The organism is Thalassospira sp. MIT1004, assembly GCF_001858545.1.
GTDB lineage: Bacteria > Pseudomonadota > Alphaproteobacteria > Rhodospirillales > Thalassospiraceae > Thalassospira > Thalassospira xiamenensis.
Genome location: NZ_MCAO01000011.1, coordinates 200,785 through 219,194, shown reverse-complemented (window position 1 = coordinate 219,194; position 18,410 = coordinate 200,785). Strand labels below are relative to the sequence as shown.

General features: G+C 55.9%; 12 protein-coding genes. 11 read left to right on the top strand and 1 reads right to left on the bottom strand.

Annotated features, from left to right (window positions below; translation table 11 throughout):
• Positions 1 to 176: 176 nt before the first annotated feature.
• Complete coding sequence (gene acnA / locus BC440_RS05805; RefSeq protein WP_065701805.1) at positions 177 to 2,864, bottom strand: aconitate hydratase AcnA; 2,688 nt, start codon at positions 2,862 to 2,864, stop codon at positions 177 to 179.
• Between the two features lie 804 nt (positions 2,865 to 3,668).
• On the opposite strand from acnA, the gene BC440_RS05800 reads away from it, so the two are divergent.
• From BC440_RS05800 to BC440_RS05750, 11 genes are all read left to right on the top strand, one after another.
• A complete protein-coding gene (locus tag BC440_RS05800; protein WP_065701804.1) occupies positions 3,669 to 4,478 on the top strand; it encodes an ABC transporter ATP-binding protein in 810 nt (269 codons plus the stop codon).
• 2 nt (positions 4,479 to 4,480) lie between these two features.
• Positions 4,481 to 6,430 (top strand): long-chain fatty acid--CoA ligase, encoded by a 1,950-nt coding sequence (locus BC440_RS05795; protein WP_065701803.1) that lies wholly within the window; start codon positions 4,481 to 4,483, stop codon positions 6,428 to 6,430.
• Between the two features lie 69 nt (positions 6,431 to 6,499).
• A complete protein-coding gene (locus tag BC440_RS05790) occupies positions 6,500 to 7,393 on the top strand; it encodes a branched-chain amino acid ABC transporter permease (RefSeq protein WP_037987219.1) in 894 nt (297 codons plus the stop codon).
• A gap of 18 nt (positions 7,394 to 7,411) precedes the next feature.
• Positions 7,412 to 8,485, top strand: a complete 1,074-nt coding sequence (locus BC440_RS05785; RefSeq protein WP_037987222.1) for a branched-chain amino acid ABC transporter permease — start codon at positions 7,412 to 7,414, stop codon at positions 8,483 to 8,485.
• Positions 8,486 to 8,590: 105 nt separating this feature from the next.
• Positions 8,591 to 9,835 (top strand): ABC transporter substrate-binding protein, encoded by a 1,245-nt coding sequence (locus BC440_RS05780; protein WP_065701802.1) that lies wholly within the window; start codon positions 8,591 to 8,593, stop codon positions 9,833 to 9,835.
• 109 nt (positions 9,836 to 9,944) lie between these two features.
• The gene (locus BC440_RS05775) at positions 9,945 to 10,766 is read left to right on the top strand and encodes an ABC transporter ATP-binding protein (protein WP_139190050.1); all 822 of its coding nucleotides are present in this window, start codon (positions 9,945 to 9,947) and stop codon (positions 10,764 to 10,766) included.
• A gap of 46 nt (positions 10,767 to 10,812) precedes the next feature.
• Positions 10,813 to 12,048 carry an AMP-binding protein gene (locus BC440_RS05770; RefSeq protein ID WP_065701801.1) on the top strand — a complete coding sequence of 412 codons (1,236 nt, stop codon included), beginning with the start codon at positions 10,813 to 10,815 and terminating at the stop codon, positions 12,046 to 12,048.
• 189 nt (positions 12,049 to 12,237) lie between these two features.
• Entirely contained in the window at positions 12,238 to 13,464 is a 1,227-nt protein-coding gene (locus BC440_RS05765) for an MFS transporter (protein ID WP_223304868.1), read from the top strand.
• 181 nt (positions 13,465 to 13,645) lie between these two features.
• Positions 13,646 to 16,516 (top strand): monovalent cation/H+ antiporter subunit A, encoded by a 2,871-nt coding sequence (locus BC440_RS05760; RefSeq protein WP_007090208.1) that lies wholly within the window; start codon positions 13,646 to 13,648, stop codon positions 16,514 to 16,516.
• 4 nt (positions 16,517 to 16,520) lie between these two features.
• On the top strand, positions 16,521 to 16,877 hold the full coding sequence (locus tag BC440_RS05755) for a Na+/H+ antiporter subunit C (protein WP_065701800.1): 357 nt from the start codon (positions 16,521 to 16,523) through the stop codon (positions 16,875 to 16,877).
• The gene (locus BC440_RS05750) at positions 16,877 to 18,409 is read left to right on the top strand and encodes a monovalent cation/H+ antiporter subunit D (RefSeq protein WP_065701799.1); all 1,533 of its coding nucleotides are present in this window, start codon (positions 16,877 to 16,879) and stop codon (positions 18,407 to 18,409) included. The genes BC440_RS05755 and BC440_RS05750 overlap by 1 nt, the downstream gene beginning before the upstream one ends.
• Position 18,410: the final 1 nt, after the last annotated feature.

Here is an 18,410-nt window from a genome sequence, read left to right as displayed (position 1 = left end):
GGTTAGAGTCAGGACCCATCCCTATCAAATCGTCGGGACGGCTGACTTGTTATAAATCAATGGATATATGTGGTTTGGGTTTGTCGCAATTTAAAGATGCGTTCCACGCAAAAACACCCCCGTCCTTGACAGACGGGGGTGTTTCGCATTCAGCAGGCTTCTGATTTCAGGCGAAATCAGGCAGCTTTCATCATGTTACGCAGAACGAACTGCAGAATGCCGCCGTTCTGGTAGTAAAGGACTTCGTTTTCGGTATCGATACGGCAGGTGGCAATGACCTCTTCGGTGGAGCCATCCTTGCGCGTGATACGAACCGTAACGTCCTGCATCGGGTTGATACCGTTGCCGATACCCAGAACGTCGAAGACTTCGGTGCCGTCGAGCTTGTAAGTCGCACGACCTTCACCATTCTTGAACTGCAACGGCAGGACGCCCATGCAGACCAGGTTGGTGCGGTGGATACGTTCGAAGCTTTCGGCCAGAACAGCTTTGACGCCAAGCAGGTTGGTGCCTTTGGCTGCCCAGTCACGGGACGAACCGGTGCCGTATTCCTTACCGGCGATGACAACCAGCGGGGTGCCCTCGGCCTGGTAACGCATGGCAACATCATAGACCCAGCCCTGTTCGCCGGACGGGTAATGAACCGAAACACCGCCTTCGGTGCCCGGTGCCATTTCGTTGCGGATACGGATGTTGGCAAAGGTGCCGCGCATCATGACTTCGTGGTTCCCGCGGCGTGCGCCATAGGAGTTGAAGTCACGAACCGCAACGCCGTGCGCCTTGAGGTATTCACCTGCCGGGCTTTCTTCCTTGATCGAACCGGCCGGAGAAATGTGGTCGGTGGTCACGGAGTCAGCAAGGATCAGGAGCGGACGTGCACCATGAACTTCCGAGAACGCACCCGGTTCTTTCGCCATATTGACGAAGTAGGGCGGGTTCTGGACGTAGGTCGATTTGCCATCCCATTCGAAGGTTTCGCCTTCGGTGACTTCGATTTCCTGCCACGGTTTCGGGCCGGCAAAGATGTTGTCATAACGATCTTTGTACATCGAAGCAGAGATCGAGGATGCGATGGTGTCCGCGATTTCCTTGTTGGTCGGCCAGATGTCTTTCATGAAGACGTCTTTGCCATCTTTGTCGGTGCCGATCGGGTCTTTGTTCAGATCGACCTTCAGGTTACCGGCAAGGGCATAGGCAACAACCAGCGGCGGGGAGGCAAGATAGTTTGCCTTGACCTGCGGGCTGATACGACCTTCGAAGTTACGGTTGCCCGACAGAACGGCGGTCACGAGCATGTCGTTGCCGTCAATTGCCTCGATGATCGGGTCGGCCAGCGGACCGGAGTTCCCGATACAGGTGGTGCAACCGAAACCGGCAACGTTAAAGCCGAGCTTGTCGAGATAGGTCTGAAGACCGGCTTTTTCGAGATAGTCGGCAACAACCAGCGAGCCCGGTGCAAGCGAGGTTTTCACCCACGGTTTGCTTTTAAGGCCGAGTTCAACCGCTTTTTTCGCCAGCAGGCCGGCTGCGATCAGCACGCTCGGGTTCGAGGTGTTGGTGCAGGACGTGATGGCGGCAATAACGACGTTACCGTCTTTCATTGCGAAGTTTTCGTTCGAAACCGGAACAGAACGATCCGCATCAACACCCGGTGCCATGTCGGCAAAGGTCTTGGTGAAGCTTGAAACGGCATCTTTGAGCAGAACGCGGTCCTGCGGACGTTTCGGACCGGACAGAGCCGGTTCAACGGTCGAGATGTCGAGTTCAAGGGTCGAGGTATATTCGGCTTCGAAGCTCGGGTCGCGCCACATGCCCTGTTCTTTGGCATATGCTTCGACCAGTGCGATCTGTTCTTCGGAACGACCGGTGTTACGCATATAGTTCAGCGTTTCATCGTCAATCGGGAAGAAGCCACAGGTCGCACCGTATTCCGGTGCCATGTTACCGATGGTCGCACGATCCGGCAGGCTCATATGATCCAGCGCGTCGCCATAGAATTCGACGAACTTGCCAACAACGCCCTTCTCGCGGAGCATCTGAACGACGCGCAGCACGAGGTCGGTTGCGGTGATGCCTTCTTTCATCGAGCCGGTCAGTTTGAAACCGACGACTTCGGGGATCAGCATCGAGATCGGCTGGCCGAGCATGGCTGCTTCGGCTTCGAGACCGCCAACACCCCAGCCCAGAACGGCAAGGCCGTTGACCATGGTGGTGTGGGAATCGGTACCAACCAGCGTATCGGGGTAGGCAACGGTTTTGCCGTTATCATCCTTGCCGGTCCATACGACCTTGGCGAGATGTTCGACGTTCACCTGGTGGCAGATGCCAGCCCCCGGCGGAACGATGCGGAAATTGTTGAACGCATTCTGGCCCCAGCGCAGGAACTCGTAGCGTTCGCCGTTACGTTCGAACTCGACTTCCATGTTTTTGTCGAGTGCGTCGTCGGTGCCAAAGAAGTCGATCATGACCGAGTGGTCAATGACGAGGTCAACAGGTGAAAGCGGGTTCACCTTCTGGGCGTCGCCGCCCATCTTGACGACGGCATCGCGCATCGCGGCAAGGTCAACAACGGCAGGAACGCCGGTGAAGTCCTGCATCAGGACGCGGGCCGGACGATAGTTGATCTCGTGCGAGCTCGAACGGGATTTGAGCCACTCGACAACAGCTTTGACATCGTCGGTTTTGACAGTGAAATCGTCTTCGTAGCGCAGAAGGTTTTCCAGAACGACCTTCAGCGTAAACGGAAGCTTGGAAACGTCGCCGATTTTTTCGGAAGCAACTTTAAGGCTGTAATAGTCGTAGGACTTGTCCCCGACATTCAGCGTGCGGCGCGTTTGCAGGTTGTCTTTGCCACAAATGGACATCAGACCCTCCTCAAGGTGGTTAAAGGGCTTGTCGTGACAAGACACCCCGACCGTCGGAGCGCCGAGCGGTGGGCTATCTGTATCTCGTGACGCGGGTCACGGCTACATATGTATGTGCCACGGGGTTACACCACAATTCCCCCTGAAAGTCCAGACCCGCAAAAGGGTCATTCTTGAAATCCCTGCGATAACAACGAATTGGTGAATGGTTGGCGCGTAATGGCAATCAGAAGGTATCTGATTCGGGTGAAAAACACCGTAAATCCGCCCGGAGATCATTCGCGAGTCCACAGGATCACCGCCATATCTGGAAAGACTCGAATGTAGAGGATGGCCTGTACTATTGGGGGAAATCCTGTCCGAAGGGGAACGAATCGGGTGATCGCCTGAATGCAACAGGGGACAATTTCGGCATTTGTCAGAACACAGTTGGTGCAGCGCGAACAGGAACCTGAATGTTGCGATGCAATAATTTTCAGCCTTTCAGTATGCGGGTTGTGTCGTGATGACCTTACGGAATTATAGGTAGAAGTGCATTCATCAGACCAGAACGCAAAAATTGTGCGGCGCGAATTTGTGAAAAGTGTCAATCCGTTGCTGTGCAACACGTTGACGTCATTTGCTGAAATTGGTACTTAAATACGTATTAAATGTGCCAAGCCCGGTTTCCGTAAGGTCCGGGTCAGATAAAAACCGGTACATCATCAGGGAAACTGAACAAGAGGCACGGGGTATCCACCTTAAAATCCGGTCAACCGGAAAAAGGGGTGCCTGCGGCCCAAGTCAGGGAGGATAAGCGACGTTATGACGTCACAGGGTCCCATTTTGCAGATCAGCGACGTATCGCTTGTGTTTGGCGGCGTGCGCGCGCTAAGCGACGTCAGCTTTTCCGTCCAGCCCGGCGAGCTGTTTTCAATCATTGGCCCGAACGGGGCCGGCAAGACATCGATGCTGAACTGCATTTCGGGTCGGTATCAGCCAACCACCGGGTCAGTGTCCTTCAAGGGGCAGGATGTCACGGGGCTTAAGCCCAATGACCGGGCCGAGCTTGGCGTTGGCCGTACCTTCCAGAATCTGGCGCTGTTTGGCCATATGAACGTTCTGGACAATATCATGGTCGGGCGGCATCACCTGCTTAAGAACAATTTTCTGACCGGGCCGCTTTACTGGTTTTCCGGGGCGCAGAAGGAAGAGCTTGAACATCGTCGTTTCTGCGAGGATGTGATTGATTTTCTGGAAATTTCCCATATTCGCAAGGCGACGGCGGGCACGCTGTCCTATGGCCTTCGCAAACGGGTCGAACTGGCGCGTGCGGTGGCGCTGCGCCCTGATCTGATCCTGCTGGATGAACCGATGGCAGGCATGAACCTTGAAGAAAAAGAGGACATGGCGCGCTTTATCATCGACCTCAATGAAGAATGGGGCATGACGGTGGTGATGATCGAGCATGACATGGGGGTTGTGATGGATATCTCCAACCGGGTCATGGTTCTGGATTTCGGGCGCAAGATTGCCGAAGGGTTGCCTGACGAAGTCATGGCCAATGCCCATGTCAAAAAAGCCTATCTGGGCGAAGACGACGACGTGACCGACGAAGACGAGCAGGTGGCCTGAAGATGAGCAGCAATACCCCGGAATATGCCGATGTCCAGGCGCTCGATACCTTTCCAAAAGTGCTGGCCTATAATGCGCGCCATTGGGGCGATGAAGTTGCGATGCGCGAAAAGGAATTCGGCATCTGGCAGGAATTTAGCTGGAAAGATTACAATGACCGGGTCAAGTGGATGTCGCTTGGCCTGCGCGACATGGGCATCAAACCCGGCGATGTGATCGGCCTGATCGGTGAAAACCGCCCGGAATGGGTTTGGGGCGAAGTTGCCGCCCATGCCCTGCGCGCCATGTCGGTCGGGCTGTATCAGGACAGCCTGCACGAAGAGGTTGCCTATCTGATCACCTATTCCGGCGCACGGGTTCTGATCGCTGAAGACGAAGAACAATGTGACAAGCTGATTGAGCTGGCCGACCAGATTCCGACGGTTGAGCATATTGTTTACTGCGATCCGCGCGGTATGCGGAAATACGATGATCCGCGGTTGATGGATGTCGAAAAACTTTATGAACTGGGCCGGTCGATCGAGGCCAGGGACCCCGGTGCCTATGATGCGATGGTGGCTGATACGCGCGGTGATGAATGCGCCATTCTGTGCACCACATCGGGCACGACGTCCAAACCGAAAATGGCGATGCTCAATGCCGGTGATTTTTTGGATCATTGCGCAGCCTATTTGCGCGCTGACCCGAAATATCCCGGGGATGATTATGTTTCGGTTCTGCCGCTGCCATGGATCATGGAACAGGTTTATGTGGTCGGTCAGTCGCTGATCAGCCGCCAGATCGTGAATTTTGTTGAAGAACAGGAAACCATGATGGCCGATCTTCGCGAGATCGGACCGAACTTTGTCCTGCTGGCGCCGCGTGTATGGGAATCCATCGCGGCCGATGTGCGGGCACGGATGATGGATTCAACCCTGTTCAAACAGAAAATGTATGATTTCGGCATGGCCTTGGCCCGGACCGCGCTTGATAACGGCGGGCATTCGAAATTTGCCGATGTGATCCTGATGAATGCGCTTAAGGACCGGCTGGGCTTTTCCAATTTGCGCTCGGCGGCGACCGGCGGGGCGGCCATGGGGCCGGAAACCTTCAAGTTCTTTCATGCCATGGGCGTTCCGTTGCGCCAGCTTTACGGTCAGACCGAGCTGTGCGGGGCCTATACCATCCATCAGCCCGACGACATTGATTTTGATACGGTCGGCAAGGCGTTTGATAATTCGGAAATCCGGGTCATCAATGCCGATGAAAACGGGGTTGGCGAAATCGTTGCCCGGACATCGGGCATGTTCACCAGCTATTATAAAAATCAGGCGTCCTATGACGAGGATGTCCATGACGGCTGGATGCATACCGGGGATGCCGGGTACTTTAAGGAAGGCAATCAGCACCTTGTGGTGATTGACCGTCTTAAAGATCTGGCGGAAACATCGACCGGGGTGCGGTACTCGCCGCAATTTATTGAAAACAAACTGAAATTCTCGCCATTCATCGCCGAGGCCGTCATCCTTGGCAAGGGATTGCCGTTCCTGTCGACCATGATCTGTATCCGGTATTCGATCATGGCCAAATGGGCCGAGCAGCGCGGGATTGCCTTTACCAACTATACCAATCTGTCGGCCCAGCCGCAGGTTTATGACATGATCGTTGATGAAATTCGGCAGGTGAATGAAACCCTGCCCGAGGCCCAGCGGATCAAGCGTTTCCTGCTGCTGTATAAAGAACTTGATGCCGATGACGGCGAATTGACCCGCACGCGCAAAGTACGCCGCAGTGTGGTTGCCGAAAAATATGCCGACATTATCGATGCGGTTTATGCCGGCAATGACAAGGTTGATATCGACACCATGATCACCTTCCAGGACGGGTCAAAAACCCGCATCCAGACCAGTGTCAGGGTTGTCGATCTGGACGGGAACAATGCCGCAAAGACGGCACCCAAAGCCGCCGAGTAAGGCAGCGATAAAAACTGTGCGCCCCGATTGCCTGATCGGCAGCGGGGCCGCCATTACAGGGATGGCAACATGAATTTCGAACTTCTGTTTCAGCTTCTGCTTAACGGGCTGATTGTCGGAACATTGTATGGCGTCGTCGCCATGTGTTTCGTGCTGATCTACAAATCGACCCAGATCGTGAACTTCGCACAGGGCGAGTTCCTGTTGATCGGGGCGTGGGTCTGTTACGCATTCCTTGTCGAAATGCATATGCCGTTCTGGCTGGGCTTTATCTTTACATTACTGTTCATGATGGCGTTTGGCATCATTTTGCAAATGGTGGTTCTGCGCCCGATGATTGGCGAGCCGATCATTTCGGTGATCATGGTGACGATCGGGCTTTCGATTTTCTTCCAGGCGGCGACCAAATGGATATTCGGTGCGACCACGGCGACCTATCCGCAGGTGTTTGAAACACGGTCGGTCAACCTGATGGGGATGCAGATCGAAACCGCCTATATCATGAGTTTCGTGATCTCGCTGGTGATCATGGCGGCGTTCTACTGGTTCTTCAAATATTCCAAGCTGGGCCTTGCGATGCGGGCCACGGCCTTTGATCAGCAGGTCGCGCAAAGCCTTGGTATTTCGGTGAAAACCGTGTTTGCGATGTCCTGGGCGATTTCGGCCCTGGTATCGGGGGTTGCCGGTATCGTGATCGGGATGGTCAACGGGGTTTCATCCGCGCTTTCGGTGATCGGGATCAAGGTGTTCCCGGCGGTTATTCTGGGCGGGCTTGATTCAATCATCGGTGCGATTGTCGGGGGTGTGATCATCGGACTTCTGGAAAACACCGCCGAGTTTGTCGACGGTCAGTACCTGCACTGGGGCAACCTGTTTTCGATCGCACCGTTCTATGTGCTGATCATCATTCTTTGCATCAAGCCATACGGTCTGTTTGGCACCAAAGACATCGAACGCATCTAAGGGGCGGAGTAATAGGTTATGGCTGGATTTTCGATGCGTCCCTGCGGTGATTTTCGCACCACCTACCGACAGGATACGCGGATTTTTGATACCACCTTTGTCCGCAATGCCGCGATTTTGGGTGTGATCGCAACCGCGCTGATCCCGTTTGTTCTGGACGGCTATTACGTTAACCTGTTCATTCAGATCTCGTACTTTGCCATCGCCGCCCTTGGTCTGAATATTCTGGTCGGCTTCACCGGGCAGATTTCATTGGGTCATGCGGCATTCTTTGGGTTTGGTGCCTTTGCATCGGCCTGGATCAACAACACGACCGGCATTCCGGTTTTGCTGTCGATCCCGCTGGCCGGTCTGATGACGGCGGCTGTCGGGCTTTTGTTCGGTCTGCCTGCGGCCCGGATCAAGGGCCTTTATCTGGCGATTGCAACATTGGCCGCCCAGTTCATTCTGGAAGATTTTTTTGCCCGGGCTGACTGGTTTACCGGCGGGTCTTATGGGGCGGCGGCAAATCCGGTCAATGTGTTTGGCTATGAAGTGCTCGATGATTTCAGCTTCTTCTATGTCTGCCTGTTCTTCCTAGTGATCATGTACTTGCTGGGCACCAACCTGATGCGGACCCGTGACGGACGCGCCTTTGTTGCGGTACGGGATCATTATCTGTCGGCGGAAATCATGGGCATCAATCTGACGAAATACCGTCTGATGAGCTTTGCGATTTCATCCTTCTATGCCGGGATCGGCGGGGCAATGTATGGCCATTACCTTGGCTTCGTTTCCGCCGAGGGCTTTACCATCCTGCTGTCGATCCAGTTTCTGGGCATGATCATCATTGGCGGTCTTGGCTCGGTCAAGGGCACGCTGATGGGGACCATCTTTATGGTTCTGCTGCCCGAAGTCATGGAAAACGGTGTCGGGCTTTTAAGTGTTTTCGACTGGGCCAATTCGACGGCTGTGACCGACGGGCTGGCCTATATCAAGGAGATGGCGATCGGTCTGGCCATCATCCTTTTCCTGATCTTCGAACCGGATGGGCTCGCGCACCGCTGGCAGCAGATCAGGGCGTACTGGAAGCTTTATCCCTTCTCGTACTGATCAATATCGCCGAAACCCGGTCGCTTAAAAACAAAGATCGGGACGAAAATCGGCGAAGGCCGGGAGGCTACTTTGTTTAGAAAAACGTCCAAGGGAGACGTCGTGATGAAAAGACTGATTGCTGCGACAGCGATTGTTGCAACCGGCCTGTCGGTTTCGGCAGCCAAAGCAGATGACGACATGGTTTTTGTCGGTCATCTGATGGACATCACCGGGGCGACCGGGTTCATTGGCAAATTCTATGCCGATGGTGTCCGTGACGCGCTTATGTATATCAATACCCACGGTGGCATTGACGGGACGGTTCTGGATTCAGAATCGGTCGATTACGCCTATAAGGTTCCGCAGGCGATTGCGAACTACAAAAAATGGCGTTCGCGCAACAACATGGTCGCCATGCAGGGCTGGGGCACGGGCGACACCGAAGCCCTGATCAGCTTTGTGGCCCAGGACAAGGTCCCGGTTTATTCCGCGTCCTATTCCGGCCATCTGACCGACCCGACCGGCAAAAACCCGAAAACCGCGAAACCGGCACCTTATAACTTCTTCTATGGCGCATCCTATTCCGACGCCTGCCGTGCATTGGTTCAGTGGGCCGCCGAGGATTGGAAAGCATCGGGTGGTTCGGGCAAACCGGTCTTCTCGCATATCGGGGATAACCATCCCTATCCGAATGCACCGAAAGAAGCCTGTGCCGAATACGCAACCGAACTTGGCTTTGACGTGACCGAGCCGGTCGTCGTTTCGATGAAGCCGGGCGACTTCAAGGCGCAGTGCCTGACGATCAAGGAAGCCGGAACCAATTATGGTTACCTTGGCAACCTCGGCCCGTCGGTCGTTTCGCTGGTCAAATCCTGCGATACGGTTGGTGCAAGCCCGAAATGGCTGGCCAATATCTGGGCAGGTGACTACGAAACGCTGAAAACCATCGGTGATGTTGAAAACTATGTCTTCCCGGCCATGACCAGCTTCTGGACCGACGAGGGCGTACCGGGCATGGATCTTGTGCGCGAAATTTCGAAAATGTCCGATAGTTCGGGCGAACAGTTCCGCACCCATCACTATATCCGCGGCATTTGCTCGGCCTATTACATGAAAGAAGCCATGGAATGGGCCAAGGCCAATGGCGGCATCACCGGCGAAAACATCAAGGCCGGCATGTATGCCCGTACGGATTGGGTGCCTGCCGGTCTTGAAGGCGTTTGCATGCCTGCAACCTGGACTGCCGAAGACCATCGCGGCATCAACACCGTTAATATCTATAACGGCAGTGCCAAAGGCGGTGAGCCGACCGTAACCAAGGCGGCAACCGTGACCCTGCCGCGCCGTGACGACTGGCTTGGCTATTAAGTCGTAGTCAGAAGACGGATGTCTCCCGATGGTGCCGGGGCGGGGTGGCGAAAAGCGCGCCCGCCCCGGCACCGGGGGATGTAATCAGAACGTGATCGAAGGGGACACCATGGCAGAGCCGGTCCGCAAAACCGAAACCGCAGAATCGTTGCTGTCGGTCAATAATATCGAAGTCGTGTATGACGAGGTGATCCTTGTCCTGCGCGGGGTGTCGCTTGAAGTCCCGCAAGGCAAGATCGTGACCCTTCTGGGCCCGAACGGTGCGGGGAAATCGACGACGCTGAAGGCTATTTCCGGTTTGCTCAAGACCGAGGATGGCAAGGTGACCCGCGGCGATATCAATTTCATGGGGCAGCAGATTGCCAATGGCAATCCCGAGGATATCGTGCGTTCCGGCCTGTTTCAGGTCATGGAAGGCCGCCGCATCATCGAAGACATGACCTGTGTCGAAAACCTTCGGCTTGGCGCCTATACCCGCAAGGACAAGGGCGTTAAGGACGATATCGACATGGTGTTTGAATATTTCCCGCGCCTACGCGAACGGACCGGACTTGCAGGTTACCTTTCGGGCGGGGAGCAGCAGATGCTGGCAATCGGCCGGGCCTTGATGGCCCGCCCGAAAATGATTTTGCTTGATGAACCGTCGATGGGTCTGTCACCCTTGCTGGTGAAAGAAGTGTTCGGGATCATCGAAAAGATCAACCGCGAACAGGGCATTACCATGCTGATCGTGGAACAGAATGCCAATTTTGCGCTGAAGGTTGCCGATTACGGTTACATCATGGAAAGCGGCAAGGTGGTTCTGGATGGTACCCGTGACGAACTTCTGAACAACGAAGACGTCAAGGAATTCTATCTTGGCGGTGGTTCGGAAGAACGCAAAAGCTTCAAGAACATCAAATCATACAAGCGCCGCAAACGCTGGCTTTAACACGTGTTCGCCGCCTTTCAATGACCAGAAAACGGACCCGGCCATCATGCTCAATACCTTCTTCGATGCCAGTGAAACCCGAAGCCCCAAAGACCGTGAAACCGGTTTGATGGCGGCATTGCCGCGGGTTATTCATCACGCAAAAAGCAAGGCCGCCGGGTTTGGCCGTATCCTTGAAGGTGTTGATCCGCAGACGATCAACAGTCGCGAGGCACTGGCAAAATTGCCGGTGACGCGCAAATCCGATCTGATCACCATGCAGGCGGAAAACCCGCCCTTTGCCGGGTTGAATGCAACACCGGTTCCGGCCCTTGGCCGTATTTTCCAAAGTCCGGGCCCGATTTATGATCCCGAAGGCAAGGGGGATGACTGGTGGCGGATGGGGCGCGCGTTTTTTGCTGCCGGGTTCCGGCCGGGCGATATCATCCATAACTGCCTATCCTATCACCTGACGCCGGGGGGCTTTATTTTTGACAGCGGCGCACGTGCGTGTGGCTGTGCGGTGATCCCAGCCGGTGTTGGCCAGACCGAAGCCCAGATCAAGGCGATCAGCGACCTGAAACCGACCGGTTATTCAGGGACGCCGTCGTTCCTGAAAATCCTGATGGAAAAGGCCGACGAACTGGGCGGGGATGTTTCATCCATCACCCGTGCACTTGTTTCAGGCGAAGCATTGCCACCGTCGTTGCGCGACTGGTTTGCCGAACGCGGTGTTGCCATGCTGCAATGTTACGCCAGTGCGGATCTGGGGCTGATTGCTTATGAAAGCGATGCCAAAAGCGGCATGATCGTTGCCGAGGACATCATCCTTGAAATCGTGCGGCCCGGCACCGGCGACCCGGTGGCCGAGGGCGAGGTGGGCGAGGTTGTCGTTACCAGCCTTAATATGGATTATCCGCTGATCCGGTTTGCCACCGGTGATCTTTCGGCGATTGCAAGCGGACCAAGCCCGTGCGGGCGGACCAATATGCGTATCAAAGGCTGGATGGGCCGTGCCGATCAGACTACCAAGGTCAAAGGCATGTTTGTTCATCCGCATCAGATTGCGGAGGTCGTCAAACGACATGCTGATATCGGCAAGGCGCGCCTGATCGTGACCCGTGAAAATGATGTCGATGTCATGACGCTGGCCTGTGAAACCGATGCCGCCGGGTTCAGTGCCGATGCGGTGATGGATAGCCTGCATTCGATCTGCAAGCTGCGCGGCAAGGTCGAAATCGCAACACCGGGCAGCTTGCCCAATGATGGCAAGGTGATCGACGACCAGCGCGACTATTCCTGAGCAAGCGCCAGAACCCTTTTTGACGCTGTCCCGTCACGGGACCGGACCCGTCAAGAGGGCTTCGATATTTTTCATTCCCGCTCGGGAAACTTGATGCCGTCCGGCTTCGTTCGGGCGGCATTTTTTTGTTTTGTGCATGGGGACACTGTTCATCGCCCTTTGGGAATGTATGATGGCGCATAAGTTTGAATGATTACAGGGGAAAGCATGGCGCAGGCAGGCAAGCCATTTGCCGTTGGCATGATTACGATTTGCCAGTTGATGGCGCTTTCGCTGTGGTTTTCAGCAACGGCGGTATTGCCGCAATTGCGCGCCGAGTTTGACCTTGGTGCCATTCAATCATCCCTGTTTACCAGTTCGGTCTTGCTGGGGTTTGTATTGGGGACTTTGATCAGCGCCTTTTTCGGTCTGGCCGACCGGGTCGAAGCGCGGCATTTCTGGGCGGCATCGGCATTCATTGCCGCGACGGCCAATATCCTGATCCTTGCTGTGCCCGTCGACGGGGTTGTTGTGATCGGGCTTCGCCTGATTACCGGTATCTGCATGGCAGGGATTTACCCCATTGGCATGAAAATGGTCGCTACCTGGTCTCGCGGTGATACCGGGTTTCTGGTCGGCTTGCTGGTTGGGGCATTGACCATGGGGTCGGCTCTGCCGCATCTGTTTGCGGTGGCGGTGCCACTCGATTGGCGCATGGTGATCGTGGCAGCTAGTATTTCGGCCTATATCGCGGGTGTGGCGATCCTGTTTGTCAAACTGGGCGGGACACCGTGCAAATCCCCGCGATTTGATCCGCGTATGGTCGGGCACATCTGGGCGAACAAACCATTGCGTCATGCGTGCTATGGCTATTTCGGGCATATGTGGGAACTGTATGCCATGTGGGGCTGGATCGGGTTGTTCCTGTATGGGGCGCTTTCCGGGCGGGAATTTGATAATCCCGGTATCTGGGCGGCTCTTCTGACATTTGCGATTGTTGGTATCGGCGCGTTCGGAAGCCTTGCGGGCGGTTTGCTGGCCGACCGGATCGGCCGGACGACGGTGACCATGGCGGCGATGGCCATCAGTGGCATCTGCGCACTTGTTGCCGGTGCGCTTGGCGATGCGTCGATCCCGATCCTGATTGTTGTCTGTATCGTCTGGGGCATTTCGGTGATTGCCGATTCTGCGCAATTTTCATCCTGCGTGATCGAGCTGGCCGATCCCCATCAGGTCGGAACAGCGTTGACCCTGCAAAATGCCATCGGCTTTATCATTGCACTGGGATCCATCCATCTGGTGCCGGTGATTGCCGACGCGTCTGGCTGGTGGGGGGCGTTTGCCATGCTGGCGGTGGGGCCGTTACTGGGTTTCATTGCCATGGGCCGGTTGCGCAACATGCCCGAAGCGATCCGTCTGGCAGGGGGGCGGCGATAATTTTGAACTGAAACAATGAAAATGGGCGGTGATCCGCTTCACTTGACAACCGGAAGGTAAAAAACTGCGCCGGTTGGGTTTTCTTGACCATTTTCAGTACAAATATTACTTTCTGCCAGAATTTTCTTGCTGTTGCGCAAATTGGGGGCGCTGCGGCGTTTTCCAAAAATAAGGGTCTTTCATGAGTCTCACCCTCATTGTTTTGCTTCCCTTCCTTGGGGCGGTGTTACCCGCCGTCATGATCAGGGCCGGGCGCAATGCGTGCGCCACAGCTACCGGCTCGGTCACGCTGCTTGCCTTGATCCTGCTTATCGCCAAGGCACCCGCCGTCATTGGCGGCGAAGTGTTTCAGGTCCGCTATGACTGGCTGACCGATCTTGGATTGAACGTGACCTTCTTTCTTGATGGTCTGGGTTTGCTGTTTGCGACCCTGATCCTCGGGATTGGTTTGCTAATCATCATTTACGCCCGGTTCTATCTGTCGAAAGACGATCCGATGGGGCGGTTTTATGTGTTCCTGCTGCTGTTCCAGGGCGCGATGGTCGGTATTGTTCTGTCCGACAACATCCTGCTTCTGCTGATTTTCTGGGAACTGACGTCGCTGTCATCCTTCCTTCTGATCGGTTACTGGAAGCATCTGCCCGAAGGTCGTCAGGGCGCGCGTATGGCGCTGACCGTGACCGGGGCAGGCGGACTTGCGATGATTGCCGGGATGCTGATCCTTGGAAATATCGTCGGGTCCTATGATCTGACGGTGATCCTGCAAAATGCCGACCTGATCCAGGCGTCGCCGCTTTATGTGCCAGCCCTTGTTCTGATCCTGCTGGGCTGCTTTACCAAATCGGCACAGTTCCCGTTCCATTTCTGGCTGCCGCATGCCATGGCCGCACCGACCCCAGTTTCGGCCTATCTGCATTCGGCGACCATGGTCAAGGCGGGTATCTTCCTGATGGCGCGCATGTGGCCGGTTCTTTCGGGAACGGAGGAATGGTTCTATATCGTGGCGAGTGCGGGCCTCGTGACCATGGTGCTGGGCGCCTGGATTGCGATTTTCAAACATGACCTTAAGGGGCTTCTGGCGTACTCCACCGTCAGCCATCTTGGTCTTGTGACCATGCTGTTTGGTTTCGGAACGCCGATGGCCGCCGTTGCGGGCGTGTTTCATATCATCAACCATGCAACCTTCAAGGCGGCCCTGTTCATGACCGCCGGGATCATTGACCATGAGACCGGAACGCGCGATATCCGCCGTCTGGGCGGGTTGCTGAACCTGATGCCGATTGCCGGGACCATCGGGATCATTTCGGCGGCATCGATGGCCGGGATCATTCCGCTGAACGGGTTCCTGTCCAAGGAAATGATGCTGGAAGAAGCATGGCATACCGTCTGGTTCGATCAGAACTGGCTTGTACCGTTGCTGGCAACGATTGGTGCGGTGTTCTCGGTCGCCTATTCGTTGCGCTTTATCTTCCATGTCTGGTTTGGCAAAACCCGTGACGAACTGCCCCATCATCCCCATGACCCGCCGTTTGGCATGTGGGCACCGCCCGCATTTCTGACGGTTCTGGTGGTTCTGATCGGTCTGTTCCCGGCGGCCATTGCCGGACCGCTGGTTGCGGCCACGGCCAATGCGGTCACGGGGGGGAACCTTCCGGAATATCATCTGGCACTTTGGCACGGCCTGACCCCGGCACTTGGCATGAGCGTGATTGCCCTGATTGCCGGTGCGCTTATTCTTCTGCGTCATGGCGGCCTGATGTCGGTAACCTCCAACCTGTCGCGGCCGGATGCAAAGGCAATGTTTGATTGTCTGATCGTCAAGGTCGTGGCGCTTAGTCGCGTGATTTCCGACAATCTTCAGAACGGATCGCTGCAACGTTATCTGGCGATCATGATCTTTGCCGCCATAGCCATCGGGCTTTCGGGTTTCTATGCCGAACCCGATCACACCGCTGGTACGCGCGAACTTCTGGCCGTTTCGCCGCCTGCCGCCATTGGTTGGGTGCTTCTGGTCGGGACCTGTATCGCGGCGGTCGCGATGCATCATAACCGGCTTCTGACCCTTCTTCTGGTGGGGGTCATCGGTTTGATTGTCTCGCTTGGCTTCATCTATCTGTCGGCACCTGACCTTGCCCTGACCCAAATCTCGGTCGAGGTGGTAACGGTCATCCTGATGTTGCTGGCGTTGAACATCCTGCCAAAGGAAACCCCGAAAGAAAGCCAGCCGGGGCGCAAATTCCGCGACTGGGTGATTTCAATCGCGGCCGGTCTTGGCATGGGTGGGGCTGTCTGGGCGATCATGACCCGTGAACTGCCCAATTCGATTTCGGCGTTTCATCTGGCCAATTCGAAAACCGAAGGTGGCGGCACCAACGTGGTCAACGTGATCCTCGTTGACTTCCGTGGTTTTGATACCTTTGGCGAGATCATTGTTCTTGGCATTGCCGCATTGTCGATCTTTGCCCTGATTGAAACCGTCACCCAGGGCGAGGCCGCCAAACGCCTTGCAAGCTGGGTGGTCGATAATCGCCGGTCGGCAGACCGTCATCCGATGATGATGGTCATTGCAACGCGCGTGATGCTGCCGCTGTCGCTTCTGGTGGGGGTTTACATCTTCCTGCGCGGTCATAACGAGCCAGGTGGTGGCTTTATTGCCGGTCTGGTCGTTTCGGTTGCCTTGGTCATGCAATATATGGCGTCGGGCTTTGGCTGGACCCAGAATCGCATGAAGGCCAATTACCACGGCATGATCGGGCTTGGCGTGATTGCCGCGGCCATTACGGGGCTTTCGGCCTGGGTGGCGGGGCTGCCGTTCCTGACCAGTGGCTTTGTCCATGTTCATCTGCCGATTGTCGGCGAATTTGAGCTGGCATCTGCCATGGGCTTTGATCTTGGTGTGTTCCTGACGGTGGTGGGGGCGGTGACCCTTGCGCTTGCCAAACTGTCGCAGGTGGAACGCATGGCCGAACATGTCGACATCAATCCCGAGCCGATGGACCATGATCCGTCCGCCGCGACCGCGAAGGTCGCGACAGCTGAGAAAGAGGCCTGATATCATGGAGTTTCTTGTAGCAAGCAGTATCGGGCTTCTGACCATGTGCGGGACATATATGTTGCTGCGCGGTCGTACTTTCCCGGTGGTGATCGGTTTGGCGATGTTGTCCTATGCGGTGAACGTGTTCCTGTTCGCCATGGGACGCCTGACCATCGATATGCCGCCCATCCTGCGTGATGGTGTTACCGAATATACCGATCCGCTGCCCCAGGCGCTTGTCCTGACAGCGATCGTGATTTCGTTCGGGATGACCGCACTGATCGTTGTGCTGTCAATCCGGGCCTATCTTGAAATCGGTAATGACCATGTTGACGGTCGCCCGGAAGGCGCACCATCCGAAGCAGGAGATGAAAACTGATGGGTCACTGGATTGTCGTCCCCATTTTGCTGCCTGCCGTGATGGCCGCCCTGATTGTTCTGGCGGTGCGTCACGACATTGTCTTGCAGCGCATATTCTCGATCACCGCGACCGTCGCCCTTGTGGCGGTTACCCTGTCGCTGGTGATTTTTGCCAATAACAACAACCCGGAAATGTACGCGCTTGGCGATTGGCCGGCACCGTTCGGGATCGTGATCGTATTGGATCGTCTGTCGGCGATGATGATCTTTCTGACCTCGATCCTTGGTCTTGGCGTCATCCTGTTTGCATCCAGCGAATGGGACAAGCGCGGCCAGCATTTCCATGCCCTGTTCCAGTTCCAGCTGATGGGGGTCAATGGTGCCTTCCTGACGGGGGATGTGTTCAACCTGTTTGTCTTCTTCGAAGTCCTGCTGATCGCATCCTATGGTCTGATGCTGCATGGGGCCGGGGCGGAACGCCTTAAGGCGGGCATGCAATATATCGTCATCAACCTGACGGGGTCGTCGCTGTTCCTTGTCGGGGTCGGCATGATCTACGCCGTTACCGGTACGCTGAACATGGCTGATCTTGCCGTTCAGGTGCCGCTGGTGGCGGCTGGTGATGCCGCGCTGCTGCGTGCCGGGGCGTTGATCCTGCTTTTGGTGTTCTGTGTGAAGGCGGCCCTTGTGCCGGTTCATTTCTGGCTACCGGGCACCTATGCAAATGCACCGGCCCCGGTGGCGGCGCTGTTTGCCATCATGACGAAGGTCGGGGCCTATTCGATCCTGCGCGTCTATTCGCTGGGCTTTGGTGAAAATGCCGGTGATATGGCGTGGCTCGCACAGCCCTATATCCTGCCAGCCGCGATTGTGACACTGGCGATTGGCATGATCGGGGTTCTGGCGGCCAAGCGGCTTAATGGTCTGATTGCCTTTTCCGTGATCGGATCGATGGGAACGCTTTTGATTTCCATCGCGCTGTTTACGCCCGAAAGCATTTCGGCCGGTCTTTATTATCTGCTGCATTCGACCTTTGCCGGTGCGGCCCTGTTCCTGATCGGTGATCTTGTGGCATCGCGCCGTGGCCAGTATGGCGATCGCCTGAACACCGCGCCGGTTTTCCATCAGTCCGGATTGCTGGCGGTTCTGTTCTTTATTGCCGCCATCGCCATGGCCGGGATGCCGCCGCTTAGTGGCTTTATCGGCAAGCTTCTTATCCTTGATGCTGCGCGCGATAGCGCGTTCGGCGTCTGGATCTGGGCGGTGATCCTTGTGACGTCGTTGATGGGGATTGTCGGTTTCGGTCGGGCTGGCAGTGTGCTGTTCTGGAAAAGCGCGTCTGCCGAAGGCGTGATTGAGGTCGAAGGCGCCAATTGGCCGGTTCTTCCGATCATTGCCGCCTGCGGCATGCTTGGTGCGCTGGTTGTGCTGACGGTCTTTGCCGCCCCGATCACGGATTACCTGCAGGGAACGGCGGCGCAATTGTTTGACACCACGGATTACATCCGGGCTGTGCTGGGTGAAATACCCGCCACACAGTCTGGCCAGTAAG

What these genes read in the sequence shown, in the direction of transcription:
- acnA (WP_065701805.1), bottom strand. Translation starts at nt 2,864, where the DNA reads ATGTCCATTTGTGGCAAAGACAACCTGCAAACGCGCCGCACGCTGAAT.
- BC440_RS05800 (WP_065701804.1), top strand. Translation starts at nt 3,669, where the DNA reads ATGACGTCACAGGGTCCCATTTTGCAGATCAGCGACGTATCGCTTGTG.
- BC440_RS05795 (WP_065701803.1), top strand. Translation starts at nt 4,481, where the DNA reads ATGAGCAGCAATACCCCGGAATATGCCGATGTCCAGGCGCTCGATACC.
- BC440_RS05790 (WP_037987219.1), top strand. Translation starts at nt 6,500, where the DNA reads ATGAATTTCGAACTTCTGTTTCAGCTTCTGCTTAACGGGCTGATTGTC.
- BC440_RS05785 (WP_037987222.1), top strand. Translation starts at nt 7,412, where the DNA reads ATGGCTGGATTTTCGATGCGTCCCTGCGGTGATTTTCGCACCACCTAC.
- BC440_RS05780 (WP_065701802.1), top strand. Translation starts at nt 8,591, where the DNA reads ATGAAAAGACTGATTGCTGCGACAGCGATTGTTGCAACCGGCCTGTCG.
- BC440_RS05775 (WP_139190050.1), top strand. Translation starts at nt 9,945, where the DNA reads ATGGCAGAGCCGGTCCGCAAAACCGAAACCGCAGAATCGTTGCTGTCG.
- BC440_RS05770 (WP_065701801.1), top strand. Translation starts at nt 10,813, where the DNA reads ATGCTCAATACCTTCTTCGATGCCAGTGAAACCCGAAGCCCCAAAGAC.
- BC440_RS05765 (WP_223304868.1), top strand. Translation starts at nt 12,238, where the DNA reads ATGATTACAGGGGAAAGCATGGCGCAGGCAGGCAAGCCATTTGCCGTT.
- BC440_RS05760 (WP_007090208.1), top strand. Translation starts at nt 13,646, where the DNA reads ATGAGTCTCACCCTCATTGTTTTGCTTCCCTTCCTTGGGGCGGTGTTA.
- BC440_RS05755 (WP_065701800.1), top strand. Translation starts at nt 16,521, where the DNA reads ATGGAGTTTCTTGTAGCAAGCAGTATCGGGCTTCTGACCATGTGCGGG.
- BC440_RS05750 (WP_065701799.1), top strand. Translation starts at nt 16,877, where the DNA reads ATGGGTCACTGGATTGTCGTCCCCATTTTGCTGCCTGCCGTGATGGCC.